This is a genomic window from Bremerella cremea (genome assembly GCF_003335505.1).
In the GTDB taxonomy this organism is placed as follows: domain Bacteria; phylum Planctomycetota; class Planctomycetia; order Pirellulales; family Pirellulaceae; genus Bremerella; species Bremerella cremea_A.
On sequence record NZ_QPEX01000011.1, the window covers coordinates 232,419 to 255,653 of the forward strand.

Annotated in this window: 18 protein-coding genes; 8 read left to right on the forward strand and 10 right to left on the reverse strand. The window is 55.1% G+C overall.

Annotation, left to right across the window (positions count from 1 at the left end; translation table 11 throughout):
- Nucleotides 1-141: 141 nt before the first annotated feature.
- Nucleotides 142-1,389, reverse strand: coding sequence for a hypothetical protein (locus DTL42_RS08225; protein ID WP_114368235.1), 1,248 nt, complete (start codon nt 1,387-1,389; stop codon nt 142-144).
- A gap of 302 nt (nt 1,390-1,691) precedes the next feature.
- Between DTL42_RS08225 and DTL42_RS08230 the strand changes: the two genes are divergently transcribed.
- Entirely contained in the window at nt 1,692-2,678 is a 987-nt protein-coding gene (locus DTL42_RS08230) for an aldo/keto reductase (protein WP_199590090.1), read from the forward strand.
- A gap of 194 nt (nt 2,679-2,872) precedes the next feature.
- Here DTL42_RS08230 and DTL42_RS08235 read toward each other — a convergent pair whose 3' ends face one another.
- The gene (locus tag DTL42_RS08235) at nt 2,873-4,075 is read right to left on the reverse strand and encodes an inositol-3-phosphate synthase (protein ID WP_114368236.1); all 1,203 of its coding nucleotides are present in this window, start codon (nt 4,073-4,075) and stop codon (nt 2,873-2,875) included.
- A gap of 353 nt (nt 4,076-4,428) precedes the next feature.
- Between DTL42_RS08235 and DTL42_RS08240 the strand changes: the two genes are divergently transcribed.
- On the forward strand, nt 4,429-5,622 hold the full coding sequence (locus tag DTL42_RS08240) for an aromatic amino acid transaminase (protein ID WP_114368237.1): 1,194 nt from the start codon (nt 4,429-4,431) through the stop codon (nt 5,620-5,622).
- 168 nt (nt 5,623-5,790) lie between these two features.
- Here the strand turns inward: DTL42_RS08240 and DTL42_RS08245 are convergent, their stop codons facing one another.
- Nucleotides 5,791-7,401 carry a hypothetical protein gene (locus tag DTL42_RS08245; RefSeq protein ID WP_114368238.1) on the reverse strand — a complete coding sequence of 537 codons (1,611 nt, stop codon included), beginning with the start codon at nt 7,399-7,401 and terminating at the stop codon, nt 5,791-5,793.
- 583 nt (nt 7,402-7,984) lie between these two features.
- Here DTL42_RS08245 and DTL42_RS08250 point away from each other — a divergent pair.
- Together DTL42_RS08250 and DTL42_RS08255 are read left to right on the forward strand one after the other, a co-directional pair.
- Nucleotides 7,985-8,260 (forward strand): histone-like protein 2, encoded by a 276-nt coding sequence (locus DTL42_RS08250; protein WP_114368239.1) that lies wholly within the window; start codon nt 7,985-7,987, stop codon nt 8,258-8,260.
- Nucleotides 8,261-8,556: 296 nt separating this feature from the next.
- Nucleotides 8,557-9,822 carry a DEAD/DEAH box helicase gene (locus DTL42_RS08255; protein WP_234824123.1) on the forward strand — a complete coding sequence of 422 codons (1,266 nt, stop codon included), beginning with the start codon at nt 8,557-8,559 and terminating at the stop codon, nt 9,820-9,822.
- On the opposite strand, the gene DTL42_RS08260 is transcribed toward DTL42_RS08255, so the two are convergent.
- On the reverse strand, nt 9,819-10,844 hold the full coding sequence (locus DTL42_RS08260) for an extracellular solute-binding protein (RefSeq protein ID WP_234824124.1): 1,026 nt from the start codon (nt 10,842-10,844) through the stop codon (nt 9,819-9,821). The genes DTL42_RS08255 and DTL42_RS08260 overlap by 4 nt on opposite strands.
- A 19-nt stretch (nt 10,845-10,863) precedes the next feature.
- Nucleotides 10,864-11,322, reverse strand: coding sequence for a hypothetical protein (locus tag DTL42_RS26715; protein ID WP_234824125.1), 459 nt, complete (start codon nt 11,320-11,322; stop codon nt 10,864-10,866).
- A 94-nt stretch (nt 11,323-11,416) separates the two neighbouring features.
- Here DTL42_RS26715 and DTL42_RS08265 point away from each other — a divergent pair, with 94 nt between their 5' ends.
- Nucleotides 11,417-12,946, forward strand: coding sequence for a hypothetical protein (locus DTL42_RS08265; protein WP_114368242.1), 1,530 nt, complete (start codon nt 11,417-11,419; stop codon nt 12,944-12,946).
- A gap of 126 nt (nt 12,947-13,072) precedes the next feature.
- Here the strand turns inward: DTL42_RS08265 and DTL42_RS08270 are convergent, their stop codons facing one another.
- Nucleotides 13,073-14,425, reverse strand: coding sequence for a PQQ-binding-like beta-propeller repeat protein (locus tag DTL42_RS08270; protein WP_114368243.1), 1,353 nt, complete (start codon nt 14,423-14,425; stop codon nt 13,073-13,075).
- Between the two features lie 149 nt (nt 14,426-14,574).
- Between DTL42_RS08270 and DTL42_RS08275 the strand changes: the two genes are divergently transcribed.
- Both DTL42_RS08275 and DTL42_RS08280 read left to right on the forward strand, forming a co-directional pair.
- Nucleotides 14,575-14,778: a hypothetical protein gene (locus DTL42_RS08275; RefSeq protein WP_114368244.1), complete on the forward strand. Its 204-nt coding sequence runs from the start codon at nt 14,575-14,577 to the stop codon at nt 14,776-14,778.
- 243 nt (nt 14,779-15,021) lie between these two features.
- Nucleotides 15,022-16,209 (forward strand): TlpA family protein disulfide reductase, encoded by a 1,188-nt coding sequence (locus DTL42_RS08280; protein ID WP_114368245.1) that lies wholly within the window; start codon nt 15,022-15,024, stop codon nt 16,207-16,209.
- Between the two features lie 88 nt (nt 16,210-16,297).
- Here DTL42_RS08280 and epmB read toward each other — a convergent pair whose 3' ends face one another.
- On the reverse strand, nt 16,298-17,344 hold the full coding sequence (gene epmB / locus DTL42_RS08285) for an EF-P beta-lysylation protein EpmB (RefSeq protein ID WP_114368246.1): 1,047 nt from the start codon (nt 17,342-17,344) through the stop codon (nt 16,298-16,300).
- An 88-nt stretch (nt 17,345-17,432) separates the two neighbouring features.
- On the opposite strand from epmB, the gene efp reads away from it, so the two are divergent.
- Entirely contained in the window at nt 17,433-17,999 is a 567-nt protein-coding gene (gene efp / locus DTL42_RS08290; protein WP_234824126.1) for an elongation factor P, read from the forward strand.
- Between the two features lie 89 nt (nt 18,000-18,088).
- On the opposite strand, the gene DTL42_RS08295 is transcribed toward efp, so the two are convergent.
- From DTL42_RS08295 to DTL42_RS08305, 3 genes are all read right to left on the reverse strand, one after another.
- Nucleotides 18,089-19,588, reverse strand: a complete 1,500-nt coding sequence (locus DTL42_RS08295; protein WP_114368247.1) for a metallophosphoesterase — start codon at nt 19,586-19,588, stop codon at nt 18,089-18,091.
- Between the two features lie 237 nt (nt 19,589-19,825).
- Complete coding sequence (locus DTL42_RS08300) at nt 19,826-20,806, reverse strand: hypothetical protein (RefSeq protein ID WP_114368248.1); 981 nt, start codon at nt 20,804-20,806, stop codon at nt 19,826-19,828.
- A 213-nt stretch (nt 20,807-21,019) separates the two neighbouring features.
- On the reverse strand, nt 21,020-23,125 hold the full coding sequence (locus DTL42_RS08305) for a vWA domain-containing protein (RefSeq protein ID WP_234824127.1): 2,106 nt from the start codon (nt 23,123-23,125) through the stop codon (nt 21,020-21,022).
- Nucleotides 23,126-23,235: the final 110 nt, after the last annotated feature.

The following is a 23,235-nucleotide window of genomic DNA, read 5'->3' on the forward strand; positions in this document are numbered from 1 at the left end:
CCACAGATCTCACCAATGAGAATAGCTAATATCTTGTAGGGTACGCTGTGCGTACCGAAACGGAAGGATCCACCGAACAAAAAAGGGCTCGCAAAATGCGAGCCCTTATCGATTTCTTTCGATGCCCTCTGTGGCAACCGCTTACTCGGTCCCTAGGTTCACTTCCAGGCCAGGGTTCTGTGCTTGAAGCTTGGCGACGCCGTCTTGGGTGGCGCCGGTTTGCCAGAGGTAAAGGTGCTTCAGGTTTGGCAGGTTGGCCAGCACGCCGATGCCGTCGTCGGTCACTGGGGTGCCGTATAGGTTCAAGTAAACCAGGTTCGGATGAGCGGCCAGGTAAATCAGCGCGTCGTCCGTGACTTTGGTCTTGGCGAGGTTCAGCCGCTGCAGGTTCGGCAGACCAACTAACGCTTTGACGGCCTCGTCGGTAACATCGGTACCCCGAGCGTTGATTTCGACCACGTTGCGCAGCCCACGCACCAAGGCTAACGCTTCGTCGTCGATTGGCTTATCGCTTAGATGGAACGAAACGACCTTCTCGTCGGTGTTCTGGGCCAGCACGTTCACTCGGCCGCCCCGAGCATTGATCTGCTTGATTGCTTCTGCTTCGGAAGCGTCGTCGACTGTTGGTAGCGGATTGGCTTCCTGAGCGGCGATCAGCTTGAACTGAATCTTGACGGTGTCGGCCAGGCTCTTCCGCATTTCGGCCATCAGTTCGGCTTTGACTTCCGCTTTCAGTTCTTCTTTCAGCTCTTGCTTCACTTCCGGCTTTAGCTCGGTTTTGAGTTCGGCCTTGGCTTCGGCTTTGATGGCTGCTTTGCTTTCAGCTTTAATCTGATCGAGGGCCGCCCCGAGCATGGCCAAGCCGCTGCCTGCCGGAGCAGGATCGACTGTTGGCTGCGTTGCAGGGGCCGGTTCTGGTTTAGGCTCAGGCTTCGGTTCCGGTTTTGGCTCGGGCTGTGCCTCCGCTTTGGGGGCTTCCGCTGGCAGATTTCCGGCGGCCATATTGGCGGCGAAGGTGGGAGACTTGTCGTCGTCCTTGCTCAGCTTCATGCCCCCGATCTTGTCGAGCACGGCAATCACTTCGGCCTTGGCGGCGTCTTTCTCTTTCGCTAGACGGTCTTTGCCGAAGTTGGCTTTGTCGAGTAGCTCGTCCATCGCCTGGCCGTAGGCGTTTCGCTCTTTCTTGCTTTGGCCATCGATGTGACAGACGTTGCACTTGGCAGCTTGAGCGGCCGCAACAAACTTCTTACCGGCGTCATCCTTTGGGGCTGGGGCAACGTATTTCTCGTTGAAGACTTCCCAGAAGAAAGGAATTGCCTCAGCGGGTTGCTGCAGCAGGCCAATCGTCATTAAGGCCATCAGGGCGGAAAGCAAAATTCGTACGAACATCGGGCTACCTCGACGTCTTCGGACGCAGTGGATGGGTGAATATGGGAAGGAGCCAAGCGGGAATGGCCGTGCCGATCCCGTAGCTTTGGCGATTTGGGCGAGTTACTACGATTCTGGCTCGTAAAAGGGGATGATGCAAGCGCCCCTGGCAAATCGGGGCAAAGACTTCACTCTTATTAAGCGATAGGGCAACGATTGATCGGCTTGGCCTGAAAATCGGCCTCATGCCCCCAGCCGGCCTGGCTTGCGTTACGATAGGTACCACGAGCTTTTCACCCCGATCAGTCGCAGGACCCCAGATCATGACTTCGATACCCGCCGTCTCCCTCAATACCGGAGCCAAGATGCCTCAGCTTGGGCTGGGGACTTGGAAGATCGACAAGCGTACGTGTGCCGAAGTGATCGTCACCGCCGCCAAAGCAGGCTACCGGCACTTTGACTGTGCGTGCGATTACGGCAACGAGGCGGAAGTCGGCCAAGGACTAAGACGCATCGTCGAGGAAGGGATCGCCGCGCGGGACGAACTGTGGATTACCTCGAAGCTATGGAACACCTACCACGCCGCCGAGCACGTTCAGCCAGCGTGCGAAAAGACGCTGAGCGACCTGGGGCTCGATTACGTCGATCTCTACTTGATTCACTTCCCCATCGCGCTGAAGTTCGTGCCGTTTGCAGATCGCTATCCGCCAGAATGGTTCTACGATCCTAGTGCGAAGGAGCCTGGCCTGGTTTCAGAACCCATTCCCATTCGCGAAACGTGGGAGGCCATGGAGAAGCTGGTCGATGCCGGGTTGGCCAAGAACATCGGTGTTTGCAACTTTGGTGTGTCGCTTATCCGCGACTTGCTGTCCTGCGCTCGTATTCGCCCCAGCGTGCTGCAAGTCGAACTTCATCCGCTGCTGACGCAAGAGAAACTGCTGCGGTACTGCGCGGCAGAGCAGATCGCAGTCACAGCGTTCTCCAGCTTCGGGGCAGAATCGTACTATGCCCTGGGCATGGCGCAGCCGACCGAGTCGCTGCTGAAGCACGACGTAGTCAGCACCATCGCCGCCGCCTGTGACAAGTCGCCAGCCCAGGTTTTATTACGCTGGGCCGTGCAACGCGGGACGATCGTGATTCCGAAAGCGAGCAGCCAAGCTCACCTCGAACAAAACGCCGCGATCTTCGACTTTGAACTCACTGCCGAGCAAATGGCCCAACTCTCGGCCCTGAACAGCGGTCGCCGCTTCAACGACCCCGGCGACTTCTGCGAGGCCGCGTTCAATACGTTCTTCCCGATTTACGAATAAGCGGGAAGACGTGCGTGATTCACCACGGACCAGAACTGATAGACACGAATAACCAAAACCTGTTGAGAGATACTAAGTTCTGAGCCCCAACGGGGCGTTCGCCCCTGTGGAGCTATCGGAAGGCCATGCTGAAGGAGGCACGGCACAGCGCCTGAACGCACTTCACGCTGGGCGTTGTCAGCTCTCTCTGGCTACTAAGCCTTGAGCGATTCGGTCCAGGCTTCTAGCATGGCGAATTGCTTGGCGAAGTCATTTTCTTCGGTTCCTAGGGGCGACTTAAAGAAGCAGGCCAGTTGTTGCAGGAGGCCCGTTTCTCCCTTTTGTTTGGCCAGATCGGCAAAGCGGGCCAGGTCGATCACCAACGGAGCGGCCAGCAGCGAGTCGCACCCTTGCCAGGTGAACTGCATCACCATGGGCGTGCCAAGGAAGCCTTGGAAGTGGATATGATCCCAGGCCGTTTTCCAGTCCCCCATGCTTTCGATGTTCTCGATCGTGACCAAGGTCTGCGGTGTGTACCCGAAGATCTTGCCCAAGAGCCGATCTTTGCTGACGGCCTTGGTCTTTTTGTTCTCAGGGTCGTCCAGCACCTTGGCGTCCATGTTGCCGAAGATATTGTGGCCAACCCAACTCATCACCTTCAGATTGCGATGGGCGAACATCGGGGCCAGCGTGCTCTTGAGGAGCGTTTCGCCCGTCTTGCCGTCGTGCCCCATATGGCAGGTATTGTTCTGCTTGGCCAGGTCATCCAGGGCCGGAATTGCAGTCCCTAGCGACGGAGTAAAGTTAATGTAGGGGAAGCCAAGTTCCAGCGAAGCGATGCCATACAGCGAACTAGCTGGCAGGGGGCAACCGGTTTCGTTGAGCTGCGGTTCTAGCTCTTTCCAGGTTTGGGGGAACTGTTTTTCGTCGACTGGGGGTTCGGTCGAAGCGACATTCACGACCACGACGCGCTGTAAGTCGTTGGCCTTGGCGAAATCGGCAATGTGTCCTTTCAGGCGATCCACGGCAGTTCGAGGTGTTTCCTGAACCGTGCGGAGCTTCGTATCGGAAAGGTCGACGATGGTCTTGCCGACGTTGTAAAGCGTTCCGTCTTGAATGTTGGCATCAAGGGCGGCGAGATCGTCTCGCAGCTTTTCCACGATGCGGCCATCGATGGCGCGGCTTTCGTAGACCAGCTTCCAGGCTTCTTCGACCAGGCTCGTGCTGCGGATATCGTGGCCGCCGATGACGATATCTTCCCACCGGACCAGGTCGAGACCGGCGAATTGGGGGAGTTCGCTGACAAGGCCTACGTTTTCGCTGAGGCCCTTCTTCAGGGCAATCAATCCAATAATAGTGGTTGTGGCGACGCCACCTTTGGCGCCGATCAGCCAGATTCCGGTACGCGGGCGTGCCATCTGTGCGGTACTTTCCAATCGAAAGGCAAACGGTCGAGCCCAGCAAACGCCTCTTGAAATCCTGGTTTCGGGCGACCTTAAGACGTCCTCGTACGACTTAGGAAAGTCGAAACGGCTCCGTGAATTGGGTGGGGAGCAAGCCAGGTAGGCATCACTGGGAAGGGTGAAGCCTGCCATTATGATTAGTTTGGGCGCAAAATTCACCCCGACAAACGGGCGAGGTAGGCAAGAATCCGCTGCATTTTTCCGAAGTTGGGACATTTCTACCGCCCTGGCGAACTATTAGACCCGCTGGCGATCTTTTAGAATGAACTTGTTTTTCACCCTGTAGTCCTCTTACCCATGGGAAGAGTATGTTCCAGCAAGTCCAAACGGCACCCCCGGACTCGATCTTGGGGCTCAACGAAGCTTTCCGCAACGATCCTAATCCAGAAAAGATCAATCTGAGCGTTGGTGTCTACAAAGATGAGAACGGAGTGACGCCGGTTCTCAAGTGCGTGAAACAAGCCGAAAAGCGGTTGCTGGAAACCGAGAGTACCAAAAGCTATCTGCCAATCGATGGACGCGCTGGCTACACCAAATCGGTCCGCGAACTTCTATTCGGCGCCGATCATGAAGTGCTGACCGCCAAACGTGCGGTTACAGTACAAACGCCTGGGGGAACGGGTGCTTTGCGCGTGGCAGGCGACTTCCTGGCCGATAGTTTTCCTGGCCGTACGTTGTGGCATAGCCAGCCGACCTGGCCGAATCATCCCAATATCTTCACCGCCGCCGGAATTCCGCTAAAGACTTACCCTTACTTCGACAAAGCGACCAACGGCCTCGATTTTGCCGGCATGATGCAGGCCCTGAAGCAGGCCCCCAAGGGAGATATCATTCTGCTGCATGGGTGTTGCCATAATCCAACCGGCATCGATCCAACTCCGGAGCAGTGGAAAGTAATTGGCGACCTGATCCAAGAGAACGAACTGCTACCGCTGTTGGACTTCGCCTACCAGGGCTTAGGCGACGGGCTCTTGGAAGATGCTGCTGGCTTGCGCGAGCTTGCTCGACCAGGGCAAGAGATGCTGATTTGTAGCAGCTTCAGCAAGAATTTCGGTCTCTATAACGAACGTGTGGGTGCTTTGACCGCCGTGGCCGAGCACGAAGCGGAATCGGTGGCAGTGCTGAGCCAACTGAAGAAAGTGATCCGCTCGAACTATTCGAATCCTCCTACGCATGGGGCTGCCGTGGTCGAAACGGTGCTCGGCGATGCCGAACTGAAGGCGATGTGGGAAGAGGAACTGGGCGACATGCGCGATCGCATTAACGGCATTCGCAAGCTGTTTGTCGACAAAATCTCGGCCTGTGGGATCGACCAAGACTTCTCCTTCATTCAACAACAGAAGGGAATGTTCAGCTTCTCTGGCTTGAATCAGATGCAGGTCGATCAGCTCCGCAACGAGATGAGCATCTACATCGTCGGATCAGGCCGCATCAATGTCGCTGGCATCAGCGAAGCCAACGTCGATCGCTTGTGCGAAGGCATCAAGAAGGTGCTCAGCTAGTCCGCTCCTTGATGCGGATTAGATAGCTACAGAGAACAGCGAGGGAAGAGATTTTAACCAACGGACCAGCACCGATAGGTACGGATCAGCATGCGATCCGTGATATCGGTGTTTCTCTGTGGCAAATCTCTTCCTCAAATCGCTAGTAACTCGCTGGTTGCTACGGAACTAGCTTTCTTCCTGGGCGTTGTCCAACTCGCCAGCATCTTCCAAGCGGGCTCCCAGTGAGGCCCATTCGGGGCGGTCTTTGTTAAAGGCCTGTAAATATTCTTGGCCGGTATGGATGAAATAAGCTTCGCGTGGGCCGATAGGATGGCGGCTTTCGCCTGCAGGATAGAAGGTGGTGTTCCTGGCATCGGCCACGGCTGTACCGGCTTGCCCTTCACGGCGGGTCGCCGCAATTAAGCGAACATCACCAAAGAAAAAGCCCAGCATGGCTACTTGGGGGGATTCGTAGCCTTCGCTGGCGATGCGCTGACGAAGGCTCTCGGCCAATTGTGCTTGATTGGGTTGCCACTTGCCTGGTTCCAATTCAAACACCTCGGCGTGTTCGGCTTGCCAACCAGCGAAGGCAGCGTAGATGTCTTGAATCGGCAATGATGTCAAATCGACAGCAAAGCTTTGAATCGCTGGTCCGACGATCCCCACACTTTGAAACGTTCCGCCAGGCATGTGATAGGCGTAACGAATCAAATGGCACTCGACCGGTTCCTCGAAACCAGGCCAACCCAGCGTGCGTTGGTCGACGCGTTCGATTTCGTGAGGTGGCAAACCAAATTGGCTATCGAGTGAGAGCCAGGCGGCCAGTTCCCCGATGACCTTCGCTTCCTCGGTTTGATACTCGGATGCGATCTTGTCGAGCATCTCTAAATCTTCGGCAACCGAGAGGACTCGTGGGCGACAAACGGGCTCGGCGGCCAGCTCGATAAGCTGCTGTTTCCCTTCTTCGTTGCCCAACAGAGCCAACGCGATGGCAGCTTCCAGACGAAGCTTTCGATGAGCTAAGTCCATGGCTGGTTTGATTTTACCGACAGCCTTGTCGTTGCCTATCAGGGCCATCGCTTCGCAAATGGCCAGGGCAATGGAAGTGGCTTCGGTGACTTGCAGCTTGGCGGCGGCGAACTCTTTGACATCGGTTGGCGGTTGGGCCTCGAACTTAGAAAGCCGCGCGATCAACCCGCTGAAGAGTTCCCCCAACGCGTCGACGCGATCAGAGGCCGGATGCTTGTCGACCATCCCGTTGCGTGTGACGTAGTTGGCTAGGTCTAACACGAGCGCTGCGACGGCAAGATGCGAGAGTGCTTCCAACAATTTTGGAAAAAGTGTCTCGGTAGGAAACTCTTGTCGGCGCAAAAGTGGAACAAAAGCGATCGCGGCGGAAGCAGAATTAGTAGGTGGTTGTTCAACGACCAACTCGGCGAAAATTTCCAGCGACGATTCGCTCGCCAAGGCGCTCAGCAGCGCGAGTAGCAGATGCCCCAACCGGTGCGTCGCGCCCCATTTCCGATAGGCGTTGGCAACACGCTCGAGGTCGCTTTCGTCCAACTCGTCGAAGTCGCGCAGGCGGATCGCTAATAGATTCAAAACGCGGTCTAAAAACTTCCGTTGGGCATCGCTGATAGAAGGTGGAATCGATTCTAAAAACCTTAAAATACCGGCAATTTCGAGCTCATCCGCGCTGAGAATCCATTGCAGCGCTTCGGGATGAGCGGCCAGTGTTTGCAGGGGAGAATCTCCTTCCAACCAGGCACTCAAAACAACATTCAAACGGTCCGACATGGATTCACTTTCGCACTTGGGAGCATTGCTGACGACTTCGTCCAACTACAGTCTAAAGTCCCGAACGAATTGTCGCGACCACCATCCTTGCCGCAATGCGTGAAGCACGCGCGGAACCGACTCGGACGCAACATCGCGAAAGGTTTTTCGAAGAAGTCTTTCTCACCTGAAGAACTTTTTCTGAACAAATTCGATTTAAGGAACGATAATTCACCTTGACGAAAGAAAGGCAAAGTTGATTCAATTTGCGTGAAGTAGTTTTTCATTCGTCGTGATTGGTTGTTCTCCTGTTTTTTGAAGAACAACAATCACCATTCACGAAGTGAAAAACACCGGCTTGAAAGTCCCGCGAGGATGCCGAGTCGAAATGGGTGAAGGTAGGCGATTGATGTTCGCCACCAAGCGATGCCTTCCACCCAATCGAATCTGCCATGCATTCGGACGGATGGAAATGGATGTTCAACCCTCGCGTAAGCTGAGGGCTCGGCATACTGCCTAAGCAGATTCGAGAGATCTTTTGTGATGCCCCAAAAGTTCTCTCTATAAGAATTCGGGCATCGAATCTTGAGGAGCCCACGGAACGATGGCAACCAAGAAGAAAGCTGCACCGAAGAAGACCGCTAAGAAAGCAACCGCGAAGAAAGCTTCGCCTAAAAAGGCTGCTAAGAAAACGGTCAAGAAGGCTGCAACCAAGAAGGCTTCGCCTAAGAAGGCCGCCAAAAAGACAGTGAAGAAGGCTGCGACCAAGAAAGCCGCAACCAAGAAGGCTTCGCCAAAGAAAGCCGCTAAGAAAACCGTAAAGAAGAAGACCACCAAAAAGAAGGCTGCTGCTGCCGCTCCGGCAACTCCAGCTTCCTAAGGTCATCTGCCGGCAACTGGCCGGTTGATTGGGTTTTTCTTAAAACAGAGTCCCCCCCTGGGCGGCCTGCTGATAACGACGAGAAAGGCCGAACCTCTGTCCCGTTTCGTCAAACGGGCTAGTGGTTCGGCCTATTTGTTTGCGCTTCTGGGGTTTGTTGGACATTACCAAGGCTAACGAGGGGGTTGATCGATTGTCCTATTGCCGTTTGTGAAGTATTTTCTAGTACATACAAATAGATTGATAACCACTTGAGTAGCCCTTTGGAGGGCTCTTTCCAGAAACGGCACAGAACCTTGTCGACCCCTGAAGACACTCCCCAACTACGATTTTCTGATCTCCATCTCTCTGAGAAAATGCTCGCCGCGCTGGCCGATGCCCGCTACGAGGTTCCTTCGCCCATCCAAGAAGGTGTTATCCCGCTTGCCTTGGACGGGAAGGATGTTCTGGGCCAAGCTCGGACCGGAACTGGCAAAACAGCCGCTTTTAGTATTCCCATCATCGAAACGTTGCCCGAAGGGAAAGGCCCCCATGCGCTGATCCTGGTACCTACCCGGGAACTGGCCGTTCAGGTACGCGACGAGATCGTAAAGCTCTCGAAAGGGATGTCGATCCAGTGTGTGGCCCTTTACGGCGGCAAGCCGATTCGTGGCCAGATGGATAAGCTAAAACGCAACCCGCATATCATTGTGGGGACACCAGGGCGTGTGATCGACCACATGACACGACGTTCGCTCAATCTCGACCACCTCTCGACGGTGGTGTTGGACGAAGCGGACCGGATGCTTGATATTGGTTTTCGACCTGACATCGAAAAGATCCTGCGTCGCTGCCCTGAAGATCGACAGACGATGCTGCTTAGCGCGACGGTTCCTCCGCCAATCGAACGACTGGCCAACCGTTACATGCGCGACCCGGTTAAAGTCGACTTCTCGCCTACCAATATCTCGGCCGATACGATCGAGCAGCGTTACTTCACCGTCGATGGACCCAAGAAGATGGAACTGCTGGTCCGTTTGCTCCGCCGCGAACAGCCGAGCAAGTGTATCGTCTTCTGCCGCACCAAACGCGGAACCGAGAAGCTGTTCCAGAGGCTGCAGAAGAAGACCCAACTGGTCCGCTGCATCCACGGTGACTTGCACCAAGGGGCGCGTAACCGGACGATCTCCGACTTCAAAGCGAACAAATACCGCATTCTGATCGCTACCGACGTGGTTGGACGCGGCATCGATATCTCAGACGTCACGTTGATTATCAACTACGACGTGCCAGAGTTCTCCGACGATTACGTTCACCGCGTGGGGCGTACCGGCCGGATGGGCAAAGAAGGAGTGGCTTACACCTTTGTAACACCGGAAGAAGGTGGTCAGCTGACACGGATCGAGATGCGGATCGACAAGCTGCTCATTCGCGACGAAATCGAAGGTTTCGATCCGTATTTGAAGACAGCCGTTGAAACGGGCCCGCCGCATGCACGCGATACCGATCCACCGGAAGGGGAAGAGCCCAAAGAAGATCCTCCGAAGAAGACGCCCCGTCGTCGTCATCGCCGGGCACTTTAATTCGTAAGAATCGTTTCCCGCAGAAATTCGGCTGCGGGGTTCCATTGGTCGAGTGCTTGGCTCCAATCGACCTGCATCGCCTTAATTTCCTGCGGCGTTTTCACTCGCAGGGGGATGTCGAGATTCTTATTCAGCGGGATCTGGGCACTAGGACCTTCGGCTAACGCTGTCTCGACGTTGGCCGATAACAAATAATCGACCAGCTTCTTCGCGGCATCTGGGTTGGGGCCTCCCTTGATGATCGCCAGCGTGTTGGGAATGAACAGCGTGCCGAGTTGGTCTGCACCTTGGTCTGGATAAACAATCTTCACCGGGCGGCCTTGTTCGATTTCTACCATCGCGTCGTCCGTATCGGTTAGACCAAAGGTGATTTGCCCGCTGCTGACGGCCTGGGCGACTTGCTTGTTGCCAGGAAACATCTGGGCGTTGCCTTGTAATTGATGGAAGAACTCTTTCGCTTTCTCGGGCCCCAACTCTGCAAACAGAACGGCCGCATGCGTGGCCGTGGTCCCGAACAAGGGCTTCGCGTAGCCACCTTCTCCTTGCCAGCTTTCGTCGGTTAAGTCGAATAGGGAAGTGGGCGCTATGCGTTTTCCCAATTTCTCGGTGTTGACCAGTAAAATTCGGGCTCGAGCGGCAAAGCCAACCCATTGGCCGTCTGGATCGACGAATTCGGCGGGATACTCGTCGTAATGCAAGGGTTTGTAGCTTTCCAGCATGCCTGCCTTTTGCAGACGCAGCGTGTTGAGGATTTCGTTATTCCAGAAGACATCGCAGCGGGGCCGATCTTTTTCGGCGAATAGTGTTTCGGTCAAGCCGACGGTCTTGTTGGCTTCCGTATCAAACTTGGGAACGACCGTAGCGCCGGTTTCCTGCTGATACTGCTCGAAGTGCTCTTCTGAGAACTCTTGGTCGAGCGCCGTGTAGACGACAACCTCGCTCGTCGCGGCAGGCCGGCAGCCGCTGGCGATCAACGCGGTAAATAGCAATACGTACGCGAGCAGCGGAGTAGGGCGGGGCACAAGCAGCTTTCCTTTGTGTTTAGAGGGAATGACGCGAGCCAAGGGCCAGGGCCTTCCAGCGAACGCCCCACACAGCCAGCGAGATGAGGCTGGTGACCAACAAGCTGACCAGCGTAGTCGCCTGTCCGGCCAGCAACGGAATCGATTCCGCTTGGCGGGCATAAAACATCGCCACCACGATCAGCACAAGTACATTGGCCACCATCCAGCCGAAGTCCGACTTGGATTCGTAAGGTCCGCTGCCAAAAAGGTGCTGATGGTCGAGGATTGAGGTGCGTAGATGGCCTGCAGCGAGCAAGAATTGATACAACGCGGCCACGCCCCAAATGAGCACAGCCGGTACAAAGACCGAGCCATGTTGTGGGGCCGGCGATGGCCAATCGAAACAAGTCGCCATCGCTCCGGCAAAACAGACCAGCGCGCAAGCTCCATGAGCTTTGGGCAGACCAACTTTTTTAGACTGCGAGGTTTCCCGCATGGTGCAACATTACATCAACAAAGACGCGAATTGGATTTTCGTCTAAAATAACACCAAATCGACCATTTGTCTTCTCTTCGGGCAGAGGCGGCCCATGAACCGAACGATTGTTTTGCTTTTCTGCGTTGCCCTCATGCTGCCTGGCTGTGGCAAGCCGGAATCAGATGCGCCGCCGGCGGCTGAAACCTCGGGGCAGCAAAAAGCGACCACACAGCCCCAGCCCAATAAACCGAAGCAGGCCATTCGCTCGGCAACGGCGGGTGACCCTGCGGCCCCGAAACGCGCCTCAGGCGATTTCTTTGGTGGTAATTTCCTCAATTCCGATCGGCTCAAAGAACGCCTGAAGGTCGGGCGGATTGAGCCGGAAGTGAAGTTCACCGCCGATCCATCCAAGCTAGAAGCGGCGGGAATTCGGGTCATCGAAGGAAAGCACGTGCAGCTCTACACCGACCTGGAGCCGTCGCCAGAAATCGACGAGCTCCCCCAGGTGTTCGACGCGGCATTTCCCCAGTGGTGCGAGTATTTTCGAGTCGATCCGGTGGAAAACGCCGATTGGAAGATCAAAGCGGTGCTGATGACGAACAAAGAGAAATTCCGCGAGGCCGGGCTCTTTCCTGATTCGCTACCAGAGTTCTTACATGGCTACTATCAAGGTGACTCGGTCTGGCTGTTGGATCAGCCAAGCGACTACTATCGCCGTCATTTACTGCTGCACGAAGGAACCCATGCGTTCATGTACATCTTGCTTGGTGGAGCAGGGCCGCCGTGGTACATGGAAGGGATGGCTGAACACTTCGGCACGCACCAATGGGAAAACGGCCAGCTTATCACACGGGTGATGCCTCCTTCGAAGGAAGCCACACCCATGTGGGGACGCATCAAGATCATTCAAGATGAAGTCAAAGAAGGCAAAACGCTTTCGCTGGTCAGCGTGATGGCCACTCCGCAGCAAGCTTTTCTAGAAAATCGACCCTATGCATGGTGCTGGGGAGTGTGTGCGTTCCTCGATAATCACAGCTTGTCGAAGGAAGAATTTCGCAACATGGTTAGCCAGGTGAAGCTCACCGGCGGGTTCAGCGAGCGTTTGTTCGATCGTCTCGGAGCTGTAATGCCCAAGCTTTCGGAAAGCTGGCAGTTGTTTACGGTGAACGCCGACTACGGCTACGACTGGGCGCGAAACGAAGTCGTCTATAAAGAGCCAGTGCCCATGATTGGCGAGACAGCTACCGCCGAAATTGCGACTGATCGGGGCTGGCAATCGACCGGTATCGCCTTGGAGCCCAATGTGGTTTACGAAGTGAAAGCGATCGGCCAATACCAGATTCGTAACGATGGCCAGCCATGGATGAGCGAACCGAACGGTGTGACCATTCACTATTGGAAGGGACAACCACTAGGCGTGCTGTTAGGTTCTCTCCGGCACGAGCAGTGGGATGGTACCTCACTGACTCCGTTGGCCAAAACGTACCCGGTCGGTTACGGGACGAAGCTTTATCCCACCGCTCCTGTCACGTTATTCCTGAAAGTCAACGAAAGCCCGGCTGAACTTGGCGATAACCAAGGAACGATTCAAATCCAAATCAAACGAGTCGACGAAAAACCACCCACCTCAGACGGTCAGTAACGTAGCAGCGGAAAAAAGCTGCAATGATCTAAGGTGCCATACCGTCGTCTTCGTCGGCATGCTCTTTCTCTGTGTCTCAGGCTCACGCAGACGAGAGCATGAGACCGAAGTTCAAGGCTGGCTCGCTTACTTTCCAATACAGTACAACGCATTCTTACCGCGAATGAATAGCTTGCCATTGGCAATCGCAGGCGAAGCGATTGTCGTGTCGTTGATTTCGTTCACGGCGATTTCTTCGTACTTGGGCTTCACCGCTACGACGGTACACTTGCCGTCGAGGTTCAAGAAGTAGATCTTACCGTCGGCCACCACCGGCGAGGCCTTGAAGTTACCTCCGAGGCGTTCTCGCCAATGCTGCTGGCCAGTTTTGGCGTCGTAGCAATTGGCGATACCATCGTCGGTAACGGTGAACAGCATCCCGTTGGCGAACACCGGCGAAGGAGTATCGGGCGTTGTCTTTTCGACCGTCCATTCGATTGCTTCTGCTGGGACTTCTCCTCGGAAGTCGGCCAGCTTGACCGCCAAAAGTGGCTTACGCATGCCCCGCGTGGTGAAGATGTTCCCGTCCCCTAGCACCGGGCCGGTGACCGTGCGTCCGCCGACCAGGTTAGGTAAATGCCAAAGCTGCTTTCCGGTGTACGGATCGTAAGCATCCAAGGCATTGCCCCCCATAATTACGATTTGCGTCTGGCCATCTTTCTGGACCAACAGCGGGGTGGTGTAGGCGTCAAGTTCTTCGGCAGAACCATCTGGCATGCGGGGTGTGAACCAGCGCACTTTGCCTGTTTTCAAGTCGTGCGCTACCACGTAGCTTTCGATCGGTTCCTGTCGCAAGTCTGCCAAAGAGTCTTGCATGCAGACGGAAATCACCATCCCCTTGAAAATCACCGGGCTGTTGGCATGCCCCCACCAGATCGAGTATTCACCATATTCCGACTGCAGATTGTGTCGCCAGACTTCTTCTCCCTCCAGCGTGTAGGTTGCCAGTAAGCCGTTGCCGAAATGGACCACTACGTAATCGCCACTGACTACCGGCGAAGGACTGGCCATGTTGTGCAAGTTGTGGAACTTCTGAGAACTACGTTGCGGGGCTTCCCGAGGTGTCTCGGCTGTATCGACCAAGATGTTCCGCTCTATTTGCCCAGTGTTGGCATCCAAACGCAAAAGCCGTAGTTCGTTGGCTTCGTTCTGCAGCGTTAAGAATATGTGGTCACCGACAACGGCCGGAGTGGAATCTCCCCACCCATTGAGCGACGTTTTCCAGGCCAAATTCTCGCTACTGCTCCAGTGCGTGGGGAGGTTTTTGGCTTGGCTGACTCCATCCCCTAGCGGGCCTCGCCAAGCTGGCCACGAAGCGGCATCTCCTAGCGGAACCGGCTTCCAGACGGAATCTTCGGCATAACCGGCCACCGGAAGTAGTAACAGGACCAAACTGGCAAGCCAGTACCTACGAATCGGAGTGAGAGAAATTTCGATCATAAGAAGTTGTGAGGTAAGATGAAGGGATCGAGAGGGGGAGGTATCGTCGCTCTAACTTACCACGGGGCGAACGTGAAATCGAGATTTTCCCTGACTCGCAGCTTATCTAATCCGAATCGCCGCTCGTGCGTTCTTAGCTAGGAAAACCTATGTCTGAACCAGATCCGTATCGTGAACTTGCCGACTATCTGCACAGCCAGAATTTCTCGGAAGATGAGATCGGTCGCATTATTGCTCGCGTGCAAGAATATGACGTGGATACCCGTGTTGATTCAATCATGGACAGTGTCGCCTCTGGGGAAATGAATCTGCAAGCGGTGATCGATGAGGCCCTCAAAGACTCCGCAGAATAGGGCAATAATTTGCATAGCAATTGTGTGGTAACGCACCGTAGCGGATCGTTTTTCCTCTTTTCTCGCTAAATCCAACTGGCCGGAGCACTTGTTTCTCCAATAATTGAGAAACAAATCGGACATACCAGGAACGGGAAGGCACTATTTCCATGTTCCGTATCTCCCACCAATGCGATCCCTCCGAACGTCCGCTTTCCACTTTGATGAGTCGCGGACAATGCTCTAGCAAAGGACACCCTCACCATGACACGTGTTTCCATAGCGACCCTTATGTTGCTTGTTACCCTTGGCTGTGCCGCTGAAGTGCGGAGCGAGGACGACGCCAAGAAGCCAGCCGCTGCTGCTCAGCCTGCCCAACAGGCCCCAGCGAAGGCAACATCAGCGCTTGTTGGCGCCGACGATTTAAAGTCGTTCCAAGCCGATAATTCCGACTTGAACAAGCTGGTTGATTTCGCGCGGAAGAACCTGCAAGCGATCGACGCCGTGATTGAAGAAGCGCCAGACCAAGCCAAAGTCCAAGTCGAAGCGATGCGGAAGGCGCTGGACGAACTGAAGATCAAAGGCAACCAAGATGCCGAGAACATTGTCGGTCAAATTCGTGAAGCGCTCGATTTGTTTTCCGAACGCATTAAGCTGCAGCGTCATTCTCTGGAAGAACTGAAAGCCGATGTCGCGAAAGCACCCGACGATATCGATCGAATCAAGCGTTACACATTGAAGCTGATGACCGGGCTGTCGCAGAGCATGGACGACGACGTCAACAAGATTGAAACAACGCTCAAGACCGAAGGTAAGTTCATCGCCACGACTAGCGAAAAGGCGACCGACTCGGAAGCCAAGCTTGCTCTGAAGCGAGCCGAGCTAATCTTGCGATCGATGGAAAGCAACGTCGAACGTCTGAAGTCTTACGAAGCGGTCGTCGGTAAGCCGATGCTGCCCATCAAGGCCGATGCCTGGGTGAACGGCAAGCCTCTGACCACGGAAGAGCTGAAAGGCAAAGTCGTTCTGTTCGACTTCTGGGCCATCTGGTGCGGACCTTGTATCGCCAGCTTCCCTCACTTGGTGGAACTGGAAAAGAAATACGGTGACGAAGGTTTCCAAGTCATTGGCATTACCCAGTACTACGGCTTCAACTGGCCAGAAGGTGCCGATCAACCGGGGCAAACCGAAGATGGCAAAGTGAACGCCAAAGAAGAGCAAACGGCTCTGACCAAGCTGACCAAAAGGTACGAACTGAACTATCCCACGGCAGTTTTGGAAGATTCGGACGAGTTCTACCAGTACTATGCAGTCTCGGCGATTCCGCACATGGTGCTCGTCGGTCGTGACGGCAAGGTGCAAAAGGTGAGTGCCGGGATGAGCGAATCGGTCGCCAAGAAGCTCGACGAGAAGATTCAAGAGCTTCTCAAAGAGCCAGCCCCAGCGAAGTAAGCAGCGGGCCAGCCTCGTTTACAGATAGCCAAGGCGATCGAGCTGACTCGGTCGCCTTGGCTTTTTCTTGCGAAGGGGGAACAGCCTACTAAGCGATGATCCGTTTGCTTGTGTCGCCAGCAATTTCTTCCACGTAACGTGGGACCAGGTAGCCAGGCAGCGAGCTTCGCATGGTTGCGACAATCTGCAAACCTTGGGCCCGCTCGACCTGGAAATGGGCCGCGCCGGCAACGCGGTCGAGCTGATGCAGGTAATACGGCATCACCCGACAAGCGAACAGGCGTTCGGAAAGTTCGATCAAAGTTGCCGCGTCGTCGTTCACACCACGCAGCAACACCGTTTGATTCATTAGCGGAACGCCAGCCTCGGCCAGGCGTCCCAGGGCGGCAGCGACATCGTCCCCCAGTTCGTGCGGATGGTTCGCATGAACCACCATTATTGGCCGTAACCTGGTTTCGGTAAGCCAGGCCAACAGGTCGTCGTTCACCCGGCTGGGGATCATAATCGGCAAGCGAGTATGGATTCTTAGCCGCTGAACGTGGCTGGCTTGGGCGATTTTGTGAGAAAGTTGCCGTAAAATCGGATCGCTCAACGTCAACGGATCGCCGCCGGAAAGCAAGATTTCCTGGATCGAGGCGTCCTCGGCAATCGCCGCCAAAGCGGGTTCCCAGGCCTCTAAGCCCTTAGGACTTTCTCCATAAGGAAAGTGCCGCCGAAAGCAATATCGGCAATGAACTGCACATGCCCCGGTCGTTATCATCAAAGCCCGACCGTGATACTTTTGTAGCAACCCTGGCGTTAGGGTCGCTTCATGATCGCCGACAGGATTTGTTGTAAATCCTTCTGTGGCAATAGTTTCTTGCTCGGAAGGCAGCACTTGCCGCAGCAGTGGGTCGCTAGCATCGCCCGGCTGCATCTTCGCGGCGAACTCGCGGGGGACGAAAAGGGGAAAGTCCTTGGTCGCCGGCAAGCCGCTCGCGACGGCCTCGACCGGCAGTTCGAGATAGCGGCACAAAGCATCTAAGCTGCGAAAGGCGGCCTTCATCGAGCTACGCCAACCCTCGCTAGGCGACGGGACCTCGCGCGCGATACAATTGCCACTCGCAGATTGCGTTTCGGTAGTTACAATGTTCATCTTTCCATTTTACAACATTGCCCAGACCCAACAGGGGTCTTCAGGGCTTTGGATAGACGACGGATATCTTTTTTCAGCGAGTCCCCCAGTGCAATACAGTACCAGCGATTTTCGTAAAGGTTTGAAAGTCCAGATCGACGGCGAACCCTACATCATGTCCGAGTGCAACTTTGTGAAGCCGGGCAAGGGAAACGCCTTGTACAAGTGTCGGTTGAAGAACTTGATCCGAGGTACCACGTTGGATCGGACCTACCGCGGTGGCGAACAGTTGGAATCGGCCGACGTGGAAGAAACCGACGTGCAGTTCTTGTACAAGCAAGGGGAAACGTGGGTCTTCATGGACAACACCACCTTCGAGCAGTACGAGCTAGACGCCGATGCCGTGGGGGACGGGTGGAAGTTCCTGAAGGACGGCATGAAGTGCATGATGACGTTGTTTAACGGTAACCCGCTGGACATGACCCCGCCGATCCAAGTCGAAATGGAAGTCACCTACTGCGAACCAGGTGCCAAGGGCAACACGGCCACCAACGTGACCAAGCCCGCCACCATTGAAACGGGTGCCGAAATCCAAGTCCCCGCTTTCGTGAACCTGGGAGACGTCATCCGAGTTGATACTCGTGATGGTTCCTACGTGGAACGCGTGAAGAAATAAGCGTTTCGCTTCCAGTAACCGCTCAACCAAAAACGCCTGGCCTCGCTGCCAGGCGTTTTTCTTAGGAGGGGCTAGTTGCGGACGAGTGATTAGCGTTTGGGGGGCCCTAGGCCGCCAGCGTTTCTCCGCAACTCGGCGGGCTCGGCGAAGTGGGTGGGTTTCGCCAAACCGTGTAGCTGCAAGCACTTGCTGAATTTATCGAATGTCGAATTGAGGACCGTACACAAGAAGATCGGAAGGTCTTTCTGGGTGATCGGTGTGCTACTAACTTGGTAGAACTGCCGATAGGCTTCTGCGGCACGGCTTTGCGGAGCCAGCCGCATTTTGGTGAACAGCCGATTAATCGACGGCGCCGTGACTCGCTCGATGCCGTACGACGCACGGGCATCGTATTCTTGCTGCCAACTTAACGTGGCATGCTGTGCTGCTGCCAGGTCGCCGTAATGCACTTGCCAGTTAGTAACGACCGCTGTTTGGTCGTCGACTTGAAAAACTTGAAACGCCGGATTGTTGCCAAAGATGGGACTGACTGCTGGGGCAATCTTGTGCAGCAAGATTGGCTCGCCTTGGATGCGGTCGACGCGGTAGTCGTCCATGTGCGTGTGGCCAGTAAAGGAAACGTGGAGGACATCGCGGTACTCGTCGATCAGCGCCAGGTAACGCGTGGTGAACTCTGCCGTCCACAATTCAGCCGCTTTGCTTTTTCCGCTGTCTTGCTCTTCCACATAACTATCGAGCCCTGGCGGAACGTGCATCAACAGCCAAACTCGCTTCTGTTCGGCTCGGGCCTGTGCTAGTTCTTCTTTCAGCCACGCCATCATGGCCCTTCCTGGTTGGGGGCCGGGGGCTGTGCAATCGCAACAGTTTTGCTTCCCCGGGGCATGATACGCGCAGCAATAACTGCCTGACCAAAACACCGAGTTCAAAACCAACAACCGATCGGCTGGCAAGCCAGGCAGCTCGGCACGAAACGCCCCCAGTGACGCGAACGATTGCGAGAACGTTTCTGCCTCGACCGTGTCGCGCAACAGCGGTTGCCAAACTTTCGCGAACGACGCCAGGAATGGCCCCCCAGGCTGAATCCAGTAGTCGCCGCAATACGAATCTTCGTTCCCCAGGGTTGCCAGCACCGGAGTTTGGGGAAAACGTTTTCCAAATTCACAGGCCACAACTGCCAATGCTTGCTTGGTGAAATCGCGATAGGCCTGCGGGTTCTCGGCAATCGTCTCTGGGGCCAGTCGATCGTACTGGGCTTGCCAGTCGTGGGCTAAGAAGTCGCCAGGGTACAGCACGAAGGCAGGCTGCGGCTGGCACACTTTGGCGGCATCGAGGGCCGAGGTCATCAGCGTGTAGTTGCTATCTTGCCCATAAGAAACCGGCGGCTGCTTGAGCGAATCGAAGTACGCTCCCCACCGCTCGGCAGGAAGCTGCTGCAAGGTGTGAAACTGCTCCCGACTTACCCCAGCCATCGGGTTGAAATGAATGTCGGAGATCACCAGGAACTCCGCCGCTTGAGCAGAAACCAGCAGCCAGAACCAGCAGAAGCACGGGATGACCCAACGAAAGATTCGGCGGCTTACATGCTGCATTCGGATTCGGCCTACTGAAATTAGGAGTTAACGGCGAGCGACAACGCCTATCATCCCTGATTCGTTCGATACCGTGCAACTATCCTTTTCGCAACGACGTCACGAGATTGCCGAACACCCTATTCGTTGCCTGGCAGTCAGACGCGTCTTGCGTCACCTGTTTGGAAAGCAGACATCAACGAAATGGATACTGCAGAAGGCAAGGAAGACGAAGAAAAACACTAAGCAATTTGCGTGTTAACGCTGGATGGTAGGGAACGCTTGATCGACGACCGGTCGAAAGCCAAACGCTTGTCGTAGGACCGGTCCCGATTGTTGATAGGCTTTGTCGATCTCTTGCCAATCGATATTCTTCAGCAACGGGTTGTCGTTTTTTTTCCGGAGATCAAAGCCTACCTGCATGGTCATGCTGATGATTTGGTTGACCGCAGCATTGACGTCTTTTTGGGTTGGTGCTCCCTCGGAGGTTTGCTCTTTCTTTCCCGTGATCACGGTGAAGTCGGCTGGCATCGTTTTGAGATCAGGAAACGGAGGCCAGGGCGGAATTGAATCGTCGTTCAAGGAAAGATTGGCCAAGATAACCTGCGCTTTGCCTGTGAGGAGCGATCGCATCTCGAACCGCCGCAACGTGTATGGGGGATGGCGATCGAACGTAATCAATACGTCGAAGCCGCCGGTAGCGCTGATCGTGCGGACGAGCCAATTGCCGTTTGCATCTTGCTCGACGACGGGACGACCAGCCCGACGATTGATGAGCGTGGAGAGGTCAATTTCAATGCCGTTGCCTAGATTTGTGGGGTTGTTGCCAAACATTAAGTTTACTTCTGGTTGCGAGGCCTCTCCACGTCGAAGTATCAATTGAGGCTGCTTGCCGTTGGCGAGCACTAACTCGTGACTCGATATTCGACTGAGCATCCCTTGATTCTGGGATGCAAAATACGCTGGCGTTTGCCAGGCCGTACTGCTCATGAGAAATCCAACCGGTTGATTATGGGCCCACTGGACATCGAACCGCATCGGATATTCCCATTCCTTATGAAGCCAGGCCCATAATGTGAACCGTGCGTTTCGGATCTGATTGTTTTTCGGCGAGAGAACGGGTATCGAGTCGAGCAACTCATTTAACGTTGGCGTGCGAACGTTGGATTCGTCTGCGCTGGCAGGCAAAGCCAGCATAGCGAGCATTAAAACGGCGAGAAGCTGGCAATGGCGTGGCATCGAGGCGTCCTTGCTAGCACAATGTGGTCGTTAGTGGGGTAGTAACTCCTTCGGAGGATATCATTTTTCTACATTGCTACTAGATCAATCTGCACGGTTAGTGGGTTCGCGGTGTCCTTCCCACAAACTTCATACCGTGTTGCCCAGGCAAACAAAAAAACGCTCAGCCGAAGTGACCGAGCGTTTTCACAGGACTTGTCGTTGCGATCGCGGTTACTTCTGCACCGCTTCGATTTTGCGGACCATTTCTAAAAACTCTTGCCGGTACGAACTGCCTGGGCCGTCGACGTTCGAGGCGACCAGTTCTTCGATTTCGGCGAAGTTGGTGTCGGTGTGGAAACGATCGCCGCGAAGTTTTAAGCCAAACATCGCCACGGCTGAAGCAAACTGGAAGTCGCCACTAGACTGATTGAATTGGTGTCCTTCATCGACCACCGGGTAGCTCATCAGCGTGCTGACGTCTTCTTCCGGCTGTTTGTAACGCAGCTTCAAGGTCATCAGCTCGTTCGACTTGGCGGCTTTGGTAGGCTTGCGCTCGGTCTGGTACTTCAGATCGTCCACCATCGGCTCGACGGCGGCCAGTTCTTCGTTGCCTTGGGTGGGGACGATTTCGTAAAAGGCGGTTACCGTGTGCCCAGCCCCGATTTCCCCGGCGTCCTTTTTGTCGTCGTTGAAATCCTGGGCGGCCAGGATGCGGTTTTCGTAACCGACTAGGCGATACGAAGCGACCTTCTGCGGATTGAACTCGATTTGAATCTTCACGTCTTTGGCGATCGTTAGCAGCGTGCCGCTCATCTGTTCGACCAGCACCTTTTTCGCTTCCTTGTCGTTATCGATGAACGAGTAATTACCGTTGGCTTTGTTCGAGAGTTGTTCGAGCATCGAGTCGTTGTGATTGCCGATGCCGAAACCAAGGATGCTCAGGTAAATGTTCTTCTTGGCTTGCTCGGCCGCCATTTCCACCAAGCCGCCGGTGCTCGTTTCGCCGACGTTGAAATCGCCGTCGGTGCAAAGGATCACCCGGTTCGTGCCACCCTGGATGAAGTTTTCCGTCGCGGTTTTGTAAGCCAGTTGAATCCCTTGCCCGCCATTGGTCGAACCGCCCGCTTGTAGGTGATCGAGAGCGGCCAGAATTGTCGCTTTGTCGTATCCGTAGGTCGGCTCCAGGACCATGCCAGCGGCACCAGCGTAGACGACGATCGAAACCTTGTCGTTTTCTCCCAACTGATCGACGAGCATCTTCATGCCCTTCTTGAGCAGCGGTAGCTTGTTCGCTGAATTCATCGAGCCGGAGACGTCCAGCAGGAACACAATGTTGCTGGCCGGGCGTGCTTGGGTGTCGATCTCTTTCCCCTTGATGCCTACCCGCACCAAGCGGTGCGCTGGGTTCCAGGGGCAACTGGCCACTTCGACATTGGCCGCGAAGGGGTGTTCGTCGGTCGGCTGGGCGTAGTCGTACTGGAAGTAGTTGACCAGTTCCTCGACACGCACGGCGTCCCGGGGGGGTAGCTGGTTAAACTGGCTGAGGTACGAGCGAATCTTCGAGTAAGAAGCCGTATCGACATCGATCGAGAAAGTCGAGAGCGGCTGATCGGCGACCGTGATGAAGTTGTTCTCTTCAATCGGTTGAAACTTGTCGCCACCCTCGCCAGGACCGACGCCATCGCTTGGTGGATTGCCAGTCACTCCGCCGATTGCTGGGATGGTGTTGCCGGAAGTCTGTGGTGTGAATTCAGACTCAGGCTTCGCCAGGTCGCGACTTCTGCGCGTCCTGACTGCGGCGGAGGCAGGGACCTCGGCCAGCGATTCCTTCATCTCTACACCGTAGCCGCCGTAACCAGCGTCATTGCGGATGCCACCGTATGGATCGGAAGGAGCTGTGCTTGGGCCATTAATTGAGAAGCCAAAACCTGTGCCTGACAGACTATCGCCACCATCATAGCCGCCGCCGCCCATGCCACCCATTCCGCCACCCATCCTCGCAGGAGCCGAACGATCGCTTGGTGCAGGGCCATACCCTCCAGCAGTCTCGGTACCGTTTGATTGATCGAATCCTGCTGGGAGGCGTAGCTCGTCGATCTCAAGTTGTTCTGGATCAGAAGTCGAATACGTTTGTGCGTTCTTTTTCGCTTCAGTCGCGCGATTGTTGAGCTCCAGCGGACGTTCTAATAGTGCCTTATCAACAACCTGAACCTTCGAGTTACTTGAGTTACTTGCTTCCGCGCCGGGGGCGGAATCGACCGCCGATTGCGGTTGAGCACCACAGCCCCAGATCGCGACGCCAAGCAGCAAGGGGGTTAGAATCCATGTCTTTTTCATCGTTCGAGATCCGCACAATTCGATTTTCGGATAAGTCATTCGCGTTTTACGTGAGCTCGAAAGGTAAGACGAGAGTGTCGCAGAGACCGTTTTCCCAGAATCAGAGTTTT